This window comes from Antribacter sp. NEAU-D49 (assembly GCF_057158775.1).
This window is the reverse complement of record NZ_JBXTSN010000001.1, coordinates 160,290-174,813: the sequence shown is the minus strand read 5'-3', so window position 1 is coordinate 174,813 and position 14,524 is coordinate 160,290. Positions and strand designations below refer to the sequence as shown.

Below are 14,524 nucleotides of genomic sequence, written 5' to 3'. Positions count from 1 at the left end.
CTCTCCGGAACATGTGCCGGGGAGCTTCTGACAGCTCGCGTCAGGAGTGCGCCAGCAGCCCCTCCGTGAGGAAGTCGAGCGTCGCCCGGATCCCGGGCAGCGCCGGGCGCGGCACCTGGTTCAGGTGCCCGTGCAGCATCCCCTCGGCCACGTGCACCCGGACCGGCACGCCCGCGGCCCGGAGCTGCACGGCCAGCAGGTCGCCCGACGGCCGCAGGGTGTCCACCTCGCTCAGCCCCAGCCAGGTGGGCGGCAGGCCCGCGAGCCGCGCATGCCCGGGCGAGACCTCGAGCGGGATGTCGTCGATGCGGCCCAGGTAGGTCGCGAGCGCCTCGAAGGACCGTGCGGGGGTGAAGCGCAGCACTGCCGGGACCTGCCGGAGGAGCTCGCCCAGGTCGTCGTCGGGCGCGGGGAACGGGACGTGCGCCACGGGGTAGGCGAGCACCAGTCCGGAGGGAGCGGCGCCGCCGCCGTCGCGCAGCCGGAGCGCGGCGCCGAGCGCGATGTTGCCGCCCGCGCTCGCGCCGCCGAGGGCGACGCGGGCGGGGTCCAGTCCGGTGACGCGCCCGGTGGTGACGTGCTCCCACACGGCGACGGTGTCGTCGACCGGGACGGGGTAGCGCACGGCGGGTCCGGCCAGGTGATAGTCCACGGAGACGACGACGGCGCGGGCCGCCGCGGCGATCTCGGACGCGACCACGTGGGCCTCGGGCATGTCGAGCCCGCCGTGCACCCAGGCACCGCCGTGCAGCCACACGAACCCGGGCAGCGGTCCGTCCGCGTCGCGCGGGCGGTAGACGCGGACGGGTACGCCGCCGTGCGGGCCGGGCACCGTCTCGTCGGTGACGTCGACGGCGGGCGGCTCCCAGGGGGCGGCGAGCGACGCGTAGTACTCGTCGATCAGGGCGCGGGCGGCGGGGCTGGCGGCGTCTGCCGGGTCGATGGCCAGGAGCGGCGCGAGCCGGGGCACCAGGTGGGGGTGGATCTGCACAGGCTGCAGTCTCGCGGGGCCGCGCACGGGTGTCGAGGCGGTCTCGTCGCCGCCCGCGGGTGGTGGGTCGGCGGACGCGTCTCGACACGCGTCCGCCCGACCGCCTACGGTGGCGCCCGATGACCTCTCCGACGACGCCGCGCGTCCTCAGCATCGCCGGCACCGACCCGACCGGCGGCGCCGGGATCCATGCCGACCTGAAGAGCATCGCCGCCGTGGGCGGCTACGGGATGGCGGTCGTCACCGCTCTCGTGGCACAGAACACGCGCGGGGTGCGGAGCGTGCACGTGCCGCCGGTCGCGTTCCTCACGGAGCAGCTCGACGCGGTGAGCGACGACGTGACGATCGACGCCGTGAAGATCGGCATGCTGGGCAACGCGGAGATCGTGGCCGCGGTCGGTGGGTGGCTGGCGCGGGTGCGGCCGCCCGTCGTGGTGCTCGACCCGGTCATGATCGCCACGAGCGGCGACCGGCTCCTCGACGCCGACGCGGAGTCCGCCCTGTGCGGCCTGCTGCCTCGGGCGCACCTCATCACCCCGAACCTGCCGGAGCTCGCGGTGCTCGTGGGGGCGCCCGTGGCCGGGAGCTGGGCGGAGGCGCTCGACCAGGCGCGTGCCGTCTCGGCGCGGTTCGGCGTGCGCGTCCTCGCCAAGGGCGGGCATCTCGCGGGTCCGGAGGCGCCGGACGCCCTGGTGGACGCCGCCGCAGGCACGACGACGGAGTTCCCCGGGGTGCGCATCGAGACGTCGAGCACGCACGGGACGGGGTGCTCGTACTCCTCGGCCGTCGCGACCCTCCGGGTGTCCACCGGTGACTGGGTCCGAGCCGTCGGGGAGGCGAAGCGGTGGCTGCACGAGTCCATCGCTCACGGCGCGTCGCTCCAGGTGGGCGGTGGCCACGGCCCGATCAGCCACTTCGCCGGGCTGTGGTCGCGCAGCGGGCTGCGCACGGCGGGGGTGCCCTCGGCCCAGGTGACCACCGGGTCGCCGTCGGGCACGCCCGCGAGCTGACGGCGCCGTCGTTACGATGCCCGGTATGGCATCTCTGCGGCTCTACGAAGTGGTCCTCGACTGTCCGGACCCGCGGGCGCTGGCCGAGTTCTACCGGCCGCTGCTCGGCTGGGAGTACGAGGCGGGTCACGAGGTCGACGACCCCGAGGGGAACGACTGGCTCCGGCTGGAGGCACCGCACGGCGGCCCGCGGATCGTCTTCCAGCGGTCCGACGCCCCTGTGACGCCGTGGCGCCGCGACGCGCGGATCCATCTCGACCTCGCCGTGGACGACCTCGCCGCCGGCCACGAGCATGCCCTCGCCCACGGGGCCACGTCCCTGACCGGCACGCCGGAGGAGGAGGGGCACCCTGCGGACCTGTTCCGGGTCTACGCCGACCCGGTGGGTCACGTGTTCTGCCTGGTGGAGCCCACGTCGCCGGTGCTCTGAACGTTCGGGGCGAGAGTGTCGGACCCGCCGGATAGCGTGCGGGAGTGACCACCGAACCCGCTGAGCTCACCGCCGACGCCGCACGCCGCCTCCGCCTGCACGCGCAGGGGCTCGCGGCCCCCGCCCCGGACGGCGGGCCCGCGCCGGTCGACGTCGTCCGGCGCATGGTCGCCCTGCAGGGGCAGGACCTGCCCGCGGTGCTGCGGGCGATCGCTGTCCGGTCGCGCGCCGGGACCACGCTGGACGACGTGCGCGCCGCCTTCGACCGGGGCGAGCTGGTGCGCGGCTGGACCCAGCGCGGCACCCTCTTCGCCACGACGCCGCAGAACCTGACGGCGCTGGTGTCGCTCACGGGCGAGCGCATGGTCCGGGCGGGCGCGCTGGTCCGCGTCCGGGAGGGGATCGACGACGCCGTCATCGCCCGGGCGGAGGCGGTCGCCCGGGAGGCGCTGTCCGACAGCGCGGTCACGCGTGCCACCCTGGTCGACCTCTGGCACCAGGCCGGGGTGCCCATCGAGGGTCAGCGCGGGTACCACCTGATCGCCACCCTGGCGGTGCGCGGCCTGCTGCACTGGGGCCCGTTCGCCGGGGCGCAGCAGCTCCTCGTCGCCACGCCGCCCGCTCACGTCGACGAGGAGCCGGCCGTGCTGCTGCGACGCCTCGCGCGGGAGTACTTCGCGAGCCGCGGCCCCGCCACGGCCGACGACCTCGCCTGGTGGCTCGGCCTGCCCAAGACCCCGGTCCGCGCCGCGGTCGCCGCGCTGCTCACGGTGCCCGACGACGGCCTCGCCCGGGTCGCTGTCGCCGGGACGGCGATGCTCGCCCCGGGGCACGGCTCGGCACCGCTCGACCGGCCTGCCGGGGTCCACCTCGTGCCCGGGTTCGACGAGATCGTGCTCGGCTACCAGGACCGGCGGCTGGTGGCGTCCGAGGAGGCCATGCGGACGGTGATCCCGTTCGTCAACGGCGTGTTCCGGCCCGCCGTGCTGGTGGACGGTCAGGTGGTCGGCACGTGGCGCCGCGTCCCGAAGAAGGGCGAGCCGCCCGTCGAGCTGGTCCCGGGGGTGCCGGCGGAGACCCGGGCGGAGATCGAGGCGGCGATCGCTGCTTGGCCACACGGCTGATCCCCGCACCGGGGGCGCCCCCTTGCCACACCTAGAAGTACTAGGGTTAGATACCTGGCAGTCCTAGGTATAAGGAGGCGCCCGGTGCGCATCGAGAAAGATCTGGTCGCCGCGGCGGCCACCCCGCTCGTCCTGGGGATCCTGGCCGACGGCGACCTCTACGGGTACGCGATCCTCAAGCGGGTGAGCGAGCTCTCCGGCGGCCGCATGCAGTGGACCGACGGGATGCTCTACCCCCTGCTGCACCGGCTCGAACGGCTCGGCTACGTGTCGTCGTCCTGGGGCACGTCCGAGGCCGGGCGCCGCCGCAAGCACTACGCGATCACGCCCGCGGGGCGCGAGGTGCTCGCCGAGCGTCAGGAGCAGTGGAGCGTCGTCGCCGACGCGCTCAAGCAGGTGTGGCAGGCCGCCCAGCGGCCCGTCGTCACGGAGGTGTGGGCATGACCGGGCTCCCCGAGGGCCTCGAGGCCCAGATCGACGCCTGGCGCGGCTACGTGCTGCGACGCCAGGCGATCTCCCGGGCCGACGTCGAGGAGCTCGAGGACCACCTGCGCGAGCAGGTGACCGACCTCCAGACGACCGGGCTCGACGACGAGGAGGCGTTTCTCGTCGCCATCAAGCGCCTGGGCAACCTGGACGCCGTCTCACGCGAGTACGCCCGCGAGCACTCCGACCGGCTGTGGAAGCAGCTCGCTCTCGTCCCGGACGAGCCCGCCGCTTCAGGCACCCCGGCCTGGCGCGAGCTCGTGGTGGTGCTCCTGTTCGCCGTCGGCGCGGGCATCGCGGTCAAGGTCGGCACGTCCGTGCTCGACGGCGACGCGGTCCTCCTGCGCAACGTCGGCCTCCTCGTGCTCCCGTTCCTCGCGGGGTACTTCGCGTGGAAGCGCCGGCTCACGCTCCGCGTGGGGGCGGTGCTGCTCGCCGCGTTCGCGGCCCTGGCGGTCGTCCTCAACGCCTACCCGTTCGCTCCGGGCGGCACCGAGGCGTTCGCGAACGAGATCGGCATGACGGAGGGCCTGGCCGCCCTGCACGCGCCGGCCGTGCTGTGGGTGATCGTCGGGCTGGCCTACGTCGGCGGTGCGTGGCGGTCGGACGGCCGCCGCATGGACTTCGCGCGCTTCACCGGCGAGCTCGTCGTCTATCTCGCGCTGCTCGCCCTCGGCGGCGGCGTCCTCATCGGGCTCACGTTCGCGATCTTCGGCCTGGTGGGCGTCGACTTCGAGCCGTTCCTCGAGGAGTGGGTCATGCCGTTCGCCCCTGCGGGCGCCCTCGTGGTCGCAGCCTGGCTCGTGGAGGCCAAGCAGAACGTCGTCGAGAACATCGCCCCGGTCCTGACCAAGGTGTTCACCCCGCTGACGATCGTGATGCTGCTCGCTTTCCTCGGTGTGCTCGCCGCGGGCGGCGGCCTGAACGACGTCGACCGCGAGCTCCTCATCCTCACGGACCTGGTCCTGCTGCTCGTGATGGGGCTGCTGCTCTACTCGGTCTCGGCGCGCGACTCCCTCGCCCCGCCCGGGTTCTTCGACGGCCTGCAGCTCGTGCTCGTGGGCGCCGCCCTCGCCGTGGACGCCGTGATGCTCACGGCGATGGTGTCCCGCATCGCGGAGTTCGGCTCCAGCCCCAACAAGGTGGCGGCCCTGGGCCTCAACCTGCTGCTCCTGGCGCACCTCGCGTGGTCAGCCTGGCTCACGCTCGGTTTCCTGCGCGGGCGCGGCACGTTCACCGCGCTCGAGCGCTGGCAGACCCGCTACCTGCCGCTCTACGGCGCCTGGGCAGCCGTCGTGGTGGTGGCCTTCCCGCCCCTGTTCGGCTTCGTCTGACAGCTGCGCGGCCCGGGGGGCCGGGCCCACCTCACGGACGTGGCATCAGGTCCGCGTCCTGGTGGTCGACGAGCTCGGCCCCCTCGCGGGCGATCCGCCCGCTCCCCCAGGCCCCCAGCGGCGCCAGCGCCTCGTTGAGCGAACGCCCGTGCTCCGTGAGGGTGTACTCCACCTTGGGCGGCACCTCGGCGTAGACCTTGCGGGCGACGAGCCCGTCCGCCTCCATCTCACGCAGGTGCTGGGTGAGCATCTTCTCGCTGACCCCAGGGAGCCCGCGGCGCAGCTCGGCGAAGCGCCGCGTCCCGTGCTCGTCGAGCTCCCACAGGATCAGGCCCTTCCACTTGCCGCTCACCACGTCGAGCGCCGCGTCGATGCCGCAGATGTAGGGGCCGCGCCTCGGTGTCGTTCCCACTCTTCTCCCCTTACTTTCAGGTAAGTACGGCAGCAAATAGTGCGTACTTCCCTGATCGTAGGCGGGTGCTGAGGATGGGAACACAGCCCGACCGACGAACGGAGCCCTTCCCGATGAGCACCTCCCCCGCCGTGACAGTGATCGGCCTCGGCCCGATGCGGCAGGCCATGGTCCGCACCCTCCTGGCCGCAGGCCACCCCGTGACGGTCTGGAACCGCACGGCGGCCCGCGCCGACGGCGTCGTCGGGGACGGCGCGACCCTCGCGCCGACTCCCGCCGACGCCGTCGCCGCGAGCGACCTCCTGATCCTGAGCCTCACCGACTACCAGGCGATGTACGACATCCTCGGCCCGGCGGCCTCCGCGCTGGCCGGCCGCACCGTCGTCAACCTCAGCTCGGACACCCCGGACCGGACGCGTGAGGCGGCCGCGTGGGCCGCGGAGCACGGAGCCACGTTCCTGACGGGCGGCGTGATGACGCCCGCGCCGATGGTCGGGACGGACGACGCGTTCGTCTACTACAGCGGCCCCCGCGACGTCCTCGACACCCACCTCAGCACGCTCGCCCGCCTCGGCGACCCCCGCTACCTGGGCGACGACCCCGGTCTCGCCCAGCTGATGTACCAGGCGCACCTCGACGTCTTCCTCACGACCCTGTCCGCGCTCATGCACGCCACGGCCCTCGTGGGCTCCGCCGGCATGACCGCCGCCACCTTCCTGCCGGAGGTGATGGAGACGGTCGCCAGGATCCCCGCCATGCTCAGCGCCGGCGACGACCCGGGCGCCCAGATCGACGCAGGGCTCCACCCCGGCCACCTCAGCTCGGCCGCCATGATGGGAGCCACCGCCGACCATGTCGTGGCAGCCAGCGAGGCCGCGGGCATCGACCTCGCCCTCCCCCGGGCCGTGCAGGCGCACTACCGCCGCGCGATCGAGGACGGGCACGGCGGCGACAACTGGACGCGCATCATCGACGGGATCCGCGAGCCGCTGGCCGAGGTGGCCCGATGACCACCGACCTCGCTCTCCTCGGCACGGGCGCCATGGGGGCGGCGCTCGCCGGCGCGTCCATCGCCGCGGGGCAGACCGTGACGGTGTGGAACCGCTCGCCCGGCCGTGTCGAGGATCTGGCCGCACACGGTGCGCGGCCGGCCGCGAGCGCCGCGGAGGCTGTTGCGGCGTCCGGCGTGGTGGTGGCTTGTCTGTACGACCGGGCGTCGGTGCGGGAGACCCTGGATCCGGTCGCGCACCTGCTGCGGGGCCGCGCGCTGGTCAATGTCACGACGACGTCTCCCGGCGAGGCCCGCGAGCTGGCGTCGTGGGCGGCCGGGGAGGGGGCCGACTACCTCGACGGGGCGATCATGGCGGTGCCCGCCATGATCGGTGGTCCGGGCGCGCAGATCTTCTACAGCGGGTCGCGGGATGCGTTCGAGCGTCATCGGGCCGTCCTGGACGTCTGGGCCTCGAGCGTGTATGACGGCGAGGACGCGGGCATGGCGTCGCTGCTCGACCTGTCGATGCTGTCGGGCATGTACGCGATGTTCGCCGGGTTCCTGCACGGGGTCGCGCTCACGGCGGCGTCGGGTGTGCCGGCCCGTGACTTCGCCGCCCGGTCGGCGCCGTTCCTGGCGGCGATGACCGAGGAGCTCGCGGGGCTGGCGGAGGTCGTCGACGGCGGCGACTACAGGGTGCCGGGGCACCAGAGCCTCGACTGGACGGATCCTGTCCTGGCCCACATCCAGCGCACCGCGCGGGAGCAGGGCGTGGACGACGCGCCCGTGGCGATGGTCCGGGAGCTGGTCCGGGCGCAGGTCGCGGCGGGGCGCGGAGCCGAGGGGACGGCGCGGATCGTGGAGAGCCTGCGGCGCGGCGCGGATCCTCAGCCGCCGCGCTGGTAACGGCCGGGGGTCGTCCGCAGGAGGCGGCGGAAGTGCCGGGTCAGGTGCGACTGGTCGTGGAACCCGGTGGCCGCGGCGACCGCCCCGGCCGGCTCTCCCGCGAGGAGCCTGCGCCGCGCGAGGTCGAGCCGCCGTCCGACGAGATAGCGGTGTGGCGGGAGGCCGAACTGCCGGGTGAAGGCGCGCACGAGGTGCGGGGTCGTGACGCCGAGGGCGGCGGCGACCTCGGCGAGGCGGACGTCGGCGGTGGGGTCCGCGTCGAGCAGGTCGCGCGCCCCGTGCGCGACGGCGGACGCGGGGCCGCCGTCGGGCAGCGACGGCCGGCCCCGCAGGTGCCAGGCGATCCGCTCCGCCGCGAGCGCCAGGCCGGTCTCGGCGGCGAGCCGGTCGCCGGCGACGAGGGCGCGGTCGAGGCGCACGACGCCGGACCGCAGGCCCGGGTCGCGGAGCAGCGGGCCGTCCACGGCCCGGCCGACGAGGGCCTCGGGGAGGATGCCGGACTCCAGGTAGACGACGCGCTTGCGGAACCCGCCGTGCGTCACGGAGCGCCCGTCGTGCGCGACGTGGGGCGGCAGCACGGTCACGCCGGAGGTGAGGGCGGCGTGCTCGTGCCGGTCGAGGGCGTACCCGACCATGCCCTCGTCGATCACGAGGACCGTCCAGGTGTCGTGGGTGTGGAGCGGGTAGGCGTGCTCCGCCCAGCGGGCGTGCAGCACCTCGGTCACGCCCGGCACGGCGGGCCGCCACGCCCGCACCTGGTCCGGGTCCTCTGCCATGTCAAGAACGTACAAGACGGAGGCGGTGCCGGGGCCGGATGCTCGGGGCATGGAGATCGACCAGCCCAAGATCGTCGTCGTCCTGCGCGACGACCTGCTCGCCTGGCAGGAGAACAACGTCACCGCGTTCCTCGTCAGCGGCATCACGGCCGCCCGCCCCGAGCTCGTCGGCGAGCCGTACCGGGACGCCGACGGCGCCACGTACCTGCCCATGCTCGGTGTGCCCGTGATGGTGATGGTGGCATCGGGCGAGCTGCTCGCGACGGCACGCCGCCGGGCCGCGGACCGAGGCCTGCGGTTCAGCCTGTACACCGCCGACCTGTTCGCCACGGGGAACGACGTCGACAACCGGGCCGCTGTGTCCGGGGTGCCCACCGAGAAGCTCGACCTCGTGGGGCTGGGCGTGGTGGGCGACCGCCGCGTCGTCGACAAGGTGGTCAAGGGGGCACGGCTGCACCCCTGACGCGCGCGTGACCGGATCCGTCCGCCTGTCGGCCGGATCCGGTCTCGTGCCGCCCGCGCGAGCGGGGCAGGCTCAGAGCATGAACCGAGCCCTCGTCGTGATCGACGTCCAGGAGTCCTTCCGCGCCCGGCCCCTCTGGGCCGAGACCCTCAACCCCGGGATCGCCGGCCGCGTCGACCGGCTCGTGGCCCTTGCCCGCGCGGCCGGCGACCTGGTCGTCCGGGTGCTCCACACCGAGCCCGGGACGGGCACCACGTTCGACCCGGAGTCGGGGTACGTCCGCCTCTTCGAGGAGCTTGCCGAACCCCTGCCGGGCGAACCGCTCCTGTACAAGACCTCGCACAACGCCTTCACCACCACCAACCTGCAGCAGCTCCTCACCGAGCACGGCGTCCGCGAGCTGCGCGTGTGCGGCATCCGTGCCGAGCAGTGCGTGGAGACCACGGCCCGGGTCGCGTCCGACCTCGGCTACCTCGTGACGTTCGTCAGCGACGCCACCACCACGGACCCCCTGGGCAGGTTCAGCGCCGCCGACATCCTCGAACGCACCGAGGCGGTGCTCCGCGACCGGTTCGCCCGGATCGCGACCGTCAGCGAGCTGGAGGCCGAGGCCGCCGTCGGCCGCCCGAAGGTGGCAGCATCGGCCGGGTGACCACTGTCCTGTTCGTGCTCCTGCCCGGGGTCCACCTGCTCGACCTGGCAGGCCCCGCGCAGGCCTTCTCCGCGGCGGCCGACCTCGGCCTCCCGTACGACCTCAGGTACGTGTCCGACGAGGGCGCGGTCACCTCCGCGCAGGGGCTCCCCCTGGTCGCCGGCACCGCCTGGCCCGAGCTCGCAGCCGGTGACCTCGTCGTCGTCCCGGGGTGGCGGGTCGGGACGGGGCTGCGGACCGGGCCCCGTCTCAGCGCCTGCCTGCGCGACGCGCTCCGCGCTCACCACGCCGCCGGCGGCACCGTCGCGAGCGTCTGCGCCGGCGCGGACACGCTCGGCCAGGCCGGGCTGCTCGACGGCCGCCGCTGCACCACCCACCATGCCGTCCAGGACGACCTCGCTGCCCGCTACCCGAGGGCGCGCGTGGTCCGCGACGTCCTCTTCACCACCGACGACCGCGTGGTCACCTCCGCCGGGATCGCCAGCGGGATCGACCTCTCCCTGCACCTCCTCGCCATGCGGCACGGCCCGGCGCTCGCCGCGCGGGTCGCCCGCGAGCTGGTCGTGTACGCGCGACGGAACGGGGAGGAGCAGCAGGCGAGCGCGATGCTGCGGCACCGGTCGCACGTGGACGACGTCGTCCACCGGGTCCAGGACCACATCGACGCCCACTTCGCGCAGCCGCTCCCGCTCGCCGACCTGGCCGCCCTCGTGGACGTCTCCAGCCGGACGCTCTCCCGGCTCTTCACCCGGGCCACCGGCCTCACGCCGCTGCGCTACCAGCAGGCCCTGCGCCGTGAGCGCGCGGAGCACCTCATCGGGCACGGCGCCACGGTGGAGGCCGCCGCACGCAGCGTGGGATTCCAGGACGCGCGGATGCTGCGCCGGCTCAGAAACCACGCGACGGCGACGTCCGGAGGTGGCAGGTAATGCCCTTGGCACGGAGCGGAAGCCGGATTTCGTTGTCCGGTTGGTGACCACCCGGATAGGAAGGAACTACACCAACCGAACGGAGACCACCATGGTCAAGACCATCCGCATCATTGCCGCCGCAGCCATCGGCGCAGGGCTCACCTTCACCGTCGCCGCGGGCGCCCAGGCCGACCCCCAGTGGGACCGGGCAGACCCGCAGTGGGACAAGGCATCGGTCAGCTCCGACCCCCAGTGGGACTGACACCGTGCACCTCGTGAAGACCTTCATCCGCGCGCAGGCGTCGGCGGTGAGCGCGAGCCACCTCGCCTCCGCCGTAACGTCGTCGGCCACGGACGAGGATCGGCTCGAGCACGTGTACGCGGAGGACCGGGCGGACGGCCTCGCCGTCGCCTTCTTCCTGCTCGGGCCGGCAGAGCAGGCCGCTCGCACGGCCCTGCGCCTGACCTTCACCGCGGCCGAGCGGCTCGGCATGGAGAACGGCTGGACCTTCGGGGAGATCACCGCCGCGGAGGCCGGCAAGCCCTGGCTGAGCTGACCCGGTCGACCTGACACGAAGAGGCCCCCGAAATCGAGGGCCTCTTCGTCACTTTTCGTCGTAACACCTCGTCACCGGGTTCCGGTACAGTCATGATGAACTTGGAATGACGCCTTTCTCGGAACAGGCGCCGACAACACGCGACGATGGGGCGAGATGCTCAAGGTCCTGGGACTCAGTCCGACGGCGGAGGCCGTCTACCTGGAGATGCTGCGCTCGCCCGAAGCCGGCGTCGAGAACCTCGCCACGACCATGGGCCGGCCCCCGGAGGCCGTGCGCGGCGCGCTCGACGAGCTGGCGCGGATGGCCCTGGTTCAGGAGTCGCAGCCCGGTTCGCCCAACCTCCGGGCCGTGAGCCCCGCGGTCGGCATCCCCGCCCTCCTGGCGCGCGAGCAGGCCCTGCTGGCACGGCGCAACCAGGAGATCGAGGAGGGCCGCGTCGCCCTGGCGCAGCTGCTCGCCGCGCAGAGCGACCTGCGCCAGGAGCCCGACGTCGAGGTCTTCAAGACGGTGCAGGACGTGCGCGACCGGCTCGTGGGGCTGGCCCGGGACTGCACCACCGAGTGGCGCAGCTTCGTGCCGACGCGCAAGACCACGGCGGCAGGGCTCGCGGCCAGCCGGCCGCTCGGCGAGTCCCTCTTGGGCCGGGGCGTGCAGATGCGCACGGTCTACCTGGAGAGCATCCGCAACAGCCCCGAGACCTACGCGCACGCCGTCTGGCTGCGCGACCAGGGCGCGGAGATCCGGCTCGCACCCGCCATCCCGATCCGGCTCCACCTCATCGACGACGACTACGCGCTGGTACCGCAGTGGCAGGCCGAGGCAGGCTCCGGCGCCGTGCTCCTCACCGCACCGGGGATCGTCGCCGCCCTCGCCGCCCTGTTCCAGCACGTCTGGCGCTCGTCGAGCCCGCTCGGCGCGAGCCGGTCCCGCGACGACCACGGCCTCTCGCCCCAGGAGCGCGAGCTCCTCCGGATGTGGGCCAAGGGTTCCACCGACGAGTCCGCCGCCAACCGGCTCGGCGTGTCCGTCCGGACGGTGCGCCGGCTGAGCAGCGCCCTCATGGAGCGCCTCGACGCCACGAGCCGGTTCCAGGCCGGGGCCCTCGCCGTCCAGCGCGGCTGGCTCACCTCCGATGACCTCGCCTGACCGCCCGGTACGTCGCTTCACGAGAAGCCGCGGCCGGACCATCGGCGACGCGGTCATCAGCAGGTTCGTCGCACTGGGACTGATCCCCAGCACGTACCTGCTCACCACCACGGGCCGCACCAGCGGGCGCCCGCTCACGCACCCGGCGACCGTCGTGGAGCACGACGGCCGGCTCTGGCTCGTCGCGCCCTACGGGGTGGTGTCCTGGGTGCGCAACGTGCGCGCCAACGGGTCCGTGGCGCTCCGGCGCCGGTCCCGGTCGCTCTCGTACACCGTGTGCGAGGTCGGGGCCGCCGAGGCCGGGCCCGTGCTGAAGGAGTACGTCCGCGTCGCGACCGCGACCCGGCCCTACTTCCGGGCCACGGTCGGCGACGACGTCGCCGCGTTCGTCGCCGAGGCGGACGAGCACCCGGTGTTCGAGCTGACGCCTGCTGCGTGACCCGGAGGCGGTGAACGCGCCTGGAGCGTGGTTCCGCCGGGCCTCGCGTGCGGCACGTGATCGGCAGTTCGGTGGGGGGTCGGGGGCGCGCACAGCCGAGCACGCACCCCCCAGCCCCACACGCGCCGCGCCGGGCGGGGGGGCGGGCGCGGCCCCCCCCCCCCCCCCGCGCGCCCCCCCCCCCCCCCCCCCGCGACTCGACCCAGCCGCTTGGCACAGTATTTTCGAGCTGGCTTATTCAGTTCTCCCCCGACGACCCGACCGGTAGGTTCCGACCGTGCCCCTGCCCGTCCTGTGGATCTGCGGCCCGCCCGGGTCCGGCAAGTCGACCGTCGCCTGGGCCCTGAGCGAGCAGCTCGGGCCTGACGTGGCCTACGTCGACATCGACCAGCTCGGCATCTGCTACCCCGAGCCGCCCGACGACCCCGGCCGGCACCGCCTCCAGGCCCGCAACCTCGTCGGCGTCGTCGACGCGTACCGCTCGGCCGGCGCGCGGGCCGTCGTCGTCTCCGGCGTCGTCGACCCCGATCGCGGGCCGGACGCGACCGCGCTCGCCGGTGCCGCACTGTCGGTGGTCCGCCTCCGCGCCGACGACGCGGTGCTCGCCGCCCGGCTGGAGCAGCGCGGCTCGGCCGACATGGTGGAGGGTGCTCTCGCCGAGGCCGTCGCGTCGGAGCGCGCGGCGTGGGCGAAGCACGTCGTCGACACCACCGCGCTCACGGTGCGCGCGGTCGTCGCGGGCGTCCGGGACGCCGTCGTCGGCTGGCCCGAGCCTCTCCGAGCCCCGGCCAACCCGGCCACGCCCACGCCGCCGACGCCCACGCCCGCCGACCTGGACGTCCTGTGGCTCTCCGGGCCGACCGGGGTCGGCAAGTCGACCATCGGGTTCTCGGCCTACCTACGGCTGCTCGGCACCGGGGACCGCACCGCGTACCTCGACCTGGACCAGGTCGCGTTCTGCCCCGCTCCCCCGGACGACCCCGCGCGGCACGGGGTCAAGGCTCGGGCAGCCGCCTCGATCACCGCACAGCTCGCGGCGGCCGGGTCGCGGCGACTCGTCGTCGTCGGCCCGGTGGACGACGGCGGCCTGGCCGCCTACGACGCCGTCTTCCCACCGCAGCGGCGCACCCTCGTGCGACTGCACGCCGCACCGGACGAGCTCGAGGCGCGGGTCCTCAGCCGGCGCGACGGAGGAAGCTGGGCGCAGCCCGGAGACCCGCTCCGCGGACGCAGCGTGGCGGACCTGCTCACCGTGGCGGCCGCTGCGAGCGCCGCCGAACCTGGGCCGGGTCGCGTCGTCGACACGACGGGCCGGTCTGCCCACGAGGTGGCGGAGGAGGTTGCGGGGCTTCTCCTGGGATAGTGCGGGGGCACTGTCGGTGCCCGCGGCTACTCTCCGTGGCATGAGCATGATCGGCGAGTACCTCCGCCTCGCGCCGGCGGACCTCGAGCAGGTGGTGGCCGACCCCGACGCGTTCTACGAGTCCCGCGAGGACCTGTACGACGCGGACGACCCGCGCCTGTTCGACACCGACAAGGCGTGGCACGGCCTCGCCGTGGTGCTGGAGCGGGCAGGCGTCTCCGACGCCGCCGTCTACGGTGACGAGGAGATCCCAGGCGGTGACGACTGGGGCTTCGGGCCGCCCGGGCTCCTGCGGCCCGGGCGAGTCGCCGAGCTGGCCGGCCGGCTCGACCGGCTGGACCCGGCCGCGGTCGTCGCCGCGATCAGCCCGGCCGACCTGGTCGCCCAGGAGACGTACCCCGTCGGGTTGTGGGAAGACCCCGAGAGCGGGCCGTGGCTCGTCGAGAACCTGACGGGCCTGGTCCGGTTCTTCCGCGCCGCCGCGGACGACGGGATGGGCATGGTGGTCTGGATCGGCTGAACCCGCTGAG

The 14,524-nt window shown here is 74.2% G+C and carries 19 protein-coding genes; 16 read left to right on the top strand and 3 right to left on the bottom strand.

The annotated features are described in order from the left end of the window. Positions 1-40 precede the first annotated feature (40 nt). A complete protein-coding gene (locus AC060K_RS00815) occupies positions 41-991 on the bottom strand; it encodes an alpha/beta hydrolase (protein WP_483763542.1) in 951 nt (316 codons plus the stop codon). A gap of 119 nt (positions 992-1,110) precedes the next feature. Here AC060K_RS00815 and thiD point away from each other — a divergent pair, with 119 nt between their 5' ends. The 5 genes from thiD to AC060K_RS00790 all read left to right on the top strand — a co-directional run bounded on the left by thiD (position 1,111) and on the right by AC060K_RS00790 (position 5,375). Next, positions 1,111-2,001 (top strand): bifunctional hydroxymethylpyrimidine kinase/phosphomethylpyrimidine kinase, encoded by an 891-nt coding sequence (gene thiD / locus AC060K_RS00810; protein ID WP_483763541.1) that lies wholly within the window; start codon positions 1,111-1,113, stop codon positions 1,999-2,001. 25 nt (positions 2,002-2,026) lie between these two features. Then, positions 2,027-2,431 carry a VOC family protein gene (locus AC060K_RS00805; RefSeq protein ID WP_483763540.1) on the top strand — a complete coding sequence of 135 codons (405 nt, stop codon included), beginning with the start codon at positions 2,027-2,029 and terminating at the stop codon, positions 2,429-2,431. A 44-nt stretch (positions 2,432-2,475) separates the two neighbouring features. After that, on the top strand, positions 2,476-3,555 hold the full coding sequence (locus AC060K_RS00800; protein WP_483763539.1) for a winged helix DNA-binding domain-containing protein: 1,080 nt from the start codon (positions 2,476-2,478) through the stop codon (positions 3,553-3,555). An 84-nt stretch (positions 3,556-3,639) separates the two neighbouring features. Beyond that, positions 3,640-3,999, top strand: coding sequence for a PadR family transcriptional regulator (locus AC060K_RS00795; RefSeq protein ID WP_483763538.1), 360 nt, complete (start codon positions 3,640-3,642; stop codon positions 3,997-3,999). Next, positions 3,996-5,375, top strand: a complete 1,380-nt coding sequence (locus tag AC060K_RS00790) for a permease prefix domain 1-containing protein (protein WP_483763537.1) — start codon at positions 3,996-3,998, stop codon at positions 5,373-5,375. The genes AC060K_RS00795 and AC060K_RS00790 overlap by 4 nt, the downstream gene beginning before the upstream one ends. Positions 5,376-5,406: 31 nt before the next feature. Here AC060K_RS00790 and AC060K_RS00785 read toward each other — a convergent pair whose 3' ends face one another. Then, positions 5,407-5,787, bottom strand: a complete 381-nt coding sequence (locus tag AC060K_RS00785) for a winged helix-turn-helix transcriptional regulator (protein WP_483763536.1) — start codon at positions 5,785-5,787, stop codon at positions 5,407-5,409. 113 nt (positions 5,788-5,900) lie between these two features. On the opposite strand from AC060K_RS00785, the gene AC060K_RS00780 reads away from it, so the two are divergent. Both AC060K_RS00780 and AC060K_RS00775 read left to right on the top strand, forming a co-directional pair. Then, positions 5,901-6,797 (top strand): NAD(P)-dependent oxidoreductase, encoded by an 897-nt coding sequence (locus AC060K_RS00780; RefSeq protein WP_483763535.1) that lies wholly within the window; start codon positions 5,901-5,903, stop codon positions 6,795-6,797. After that, positions 6,794-7,684 carry an NAD(P)-dependent oxidoreductase gene (locus AC060K_RS00775; protein ID WP_483763534.1) on the top strand — a complete coding sequence of 297 codons (891 nt, stop codon included), beginning with the start codon at positions 6,794-6,796 and terminating at the stop codon, positions 7,682-7,684. The genes AC060K_RS00780 and AC060K_RS00775 overlap by 4 nt, the downstream gene beginning before the upstream one ends. Here the strand turns inward: AC060K_RS00775 and AC060K_RS00770 are convergent. Continuing rightward, the gene (locus AC060K_RS00770; RefSeq protein WP_483763533.1) at positions 7,666-8,460 is read right to left on the bottom strand and encodes an AraC family transcriptional regulator; all 795 of its coding nucleotides are present in this window, start codon (positions 8,458-8,460) and stop codon (positions 7,666-7,668) included. The two genes, AC060K_RS00775 and AC060K_RS00770, sit on opposite strands and share 19 nt — an antisense overlap. Before the next feature lie 49 nt (positions 8,461-8,509). On the opposite strand from AC060K_RS00770, the gene AC060K_RS00765 reads away from it, so the two are divergent. The 9 genes from AC060K_RS00765 (at position 8,510) to AC060K_RS00725 (ending at position 14,514) form a co-directional block, all read left to right on the top strand. Then, positions 8,510-8,923 carry a DUF2000 family protein gene (locus AC060K_RS00765; protein WP_483763532.1) on the top strand — a complete coding sequence of 138 codons (414 nt, stop codon included), beginning with the start codon at positions 8,510-8,512 and terminating at the stop codon, positions 8,921-8,923. A gap of 79 nt (positions 8,924-9,002) precedes the next feature. Further along, entirely contained in the window at positions 9,003-9,575 is a 573-nt protein-coding gene (locus AC060K_RS00760) for an isochorismatase family protein (RefSeq protein WP_483763531.1), read from the top strand. After that, complete coding sequence (locus tag AC060K_RS00755) at positions 9,572-10,504, top strand: GlxA family transcriptional regulator (protein ID WP_483763530.1); 933 nt, start codon at positions 9,572-9,574, stop codon at positions 10,502-10,504. The genes AC060K_RS00760 and AC060K_RS00755 overlap by 4 nt, the downstream gene beginning before the upstream one ends. Before the next feature lie 91 nt (positions 10,505-10,595). Then, on the top strand, positions 10,596-10,748 hold the full coding sequence (locus tag AC060K_RS00750; protein WP_483763529.1) for a hypothetical protein: 153 nt from the start codon (positions 10,596-10,598) through the stop codon (positions 10,746-10,748). 13 nt (positions 10,749-10,761) lie between these two features. Beyond that, the gene (locus AC060K_RS00745; protein WP_483763528.1) at positions 10,762-11,043 is read left to right on the top strand and encodes a hypothetical protein; all 282 of its coding nucleotides are present in this window, start codon (positions 10,762-10,764) and stop codon (positions 11,041-11,043) included. Positions 11,044-11,199: 156 nt separating this feature from the next. After that, a complete protein-coding gene (locus AC060K_RS00740) occupies positions 11,200-12,192 on the top strand; it encodes a LuxR C-terminal-related transcriptional regulator (RefSeq protein ID WP_483763527.1) in 993 nt (330 codons plus the stop codon). After that, complete coding sequence (locus AC060K_RS00735) at positions 12,179-12,631, top strand: nitroreductase family deazaflavin-dependent oxidoreductase (protein ID WP_483763526.1); 453 nt, start codon at positions 12,179-12,181, stop codon at positions 12,629-12,631. Before AC060K_RS00740 ends, AC060K_RS00735 begins: the two co-directional genes overlap by 14 nt. A gap of 277 nt (positions 12,632-12,908) precedes the next feature. Beyond that, entirely contained in the window at positions 12,909-13,994 is a 1,086-nt protein-coding gene (locus tag AC060K_RS00730; RefSeq protein ID WP_483763525.1) for an AAA family ATPase, read from the top strand. A gap of 40 nt (positions 13,995-14,034) precedes the next feature. Next, the gene (locus tag AC060K_RS00725; protein WP_483763524.1) at positions 14,035-14,514 is read left to right on the top strand and encodes a YfbM family protein; all 480 of its coding nucleotides are present in this window, start codon (positions 14,035-14,037) and stop codon (positions 14,512-14,514) included. Positions 14,515-14,524 lie beyond the last annotated feature (10 nt).

Bases quoted from the DNA above. Each gene is read 5' to 3' on its own strand.
- thiD (WP_483763541.1), top strand. From the start codon at position 1,111: ATGACCTCTCCGACGACGCCGCGCGTCCTCAGCATCGCCGGCACCGAC.
- AC060K_RS00805 (WP_483763540.1), top strand. From the start codon at position 2,027: ATGGCATCTCTGCGGCTCTACGAAGTGGTCCTCGACTGTCCGGACCCG.
- AC060K_RS00790 (WP_483763537.1), top strand. From the start codon at position 3,996: ATGACCGGGCTCCCCGAGGGCCTCGAGGCCCAGATCGACGCCTGGCGC.
- AC060K_RS00780 (WP_483763535.1), top strand. From the start codon at position 5,901: ATGAGCACCTCCCCCGCCGTGACAGTGATCGGCCTCGGCCCGATGCGG.
- AC060K_RS00775 (WP_483763534.1), top strand. From the start codon at position 6,794: ATGACCACCGACCTCGCTCTCCTCGGCACGGGCGCCATGGGGGCGGCG.
- AC060K_RS00770 (WP_483763533.1), bottom strand. From the start codon at position 8,460: ATGGCAGAGGACCCGGACCAGGTGCGGGCGTGGCGGCCCGCCGTGCCG.
- AC060K_RS00765 (WP_483763532.1), top strand. From the start codon at position 8,510: ATGGAGATCGACCAGCCCAAGATCGTCGTCGTCCTGCGCGACGACCTG.
- AC060K_RS00760 (WP_483763531.1), top strand. From the start codon at position 9,003: ATGAACCGAGCCCTCGTCGTGATCGACGTCCAGGAGTCCTTCCGCGCC.
- AC060K_RS00750 (WP_483763529.1), top strand. From the start codon at position 10,596: ATGGTCAAGACCATCCGCATCATTGCCGCCGCAGCCATCGGCGCAGGG.
- AC060K_RS00740 (WP_483763527.1), top strand. From the start codon at position 11,200: ATGCTCAAGGTCCTGGGACTCAGTCCGACGGCGGAGGCCGTCTACCTG.
- AC060K_RS00735 (WP_483763526.1), top strand. From the start codon at position 12,179: ATGACCTCGCCTGACCGCCCGGTACGTCGCTTCACGAGAAGCCGCGGC.
- AC060K_RS00725 (WP_483763524.1), top strand. From the start codon at position 14,035: ATGAGCATGATCGGCGAGTACCTCCGCCTCGCGCCGGCGGACCTCGAG.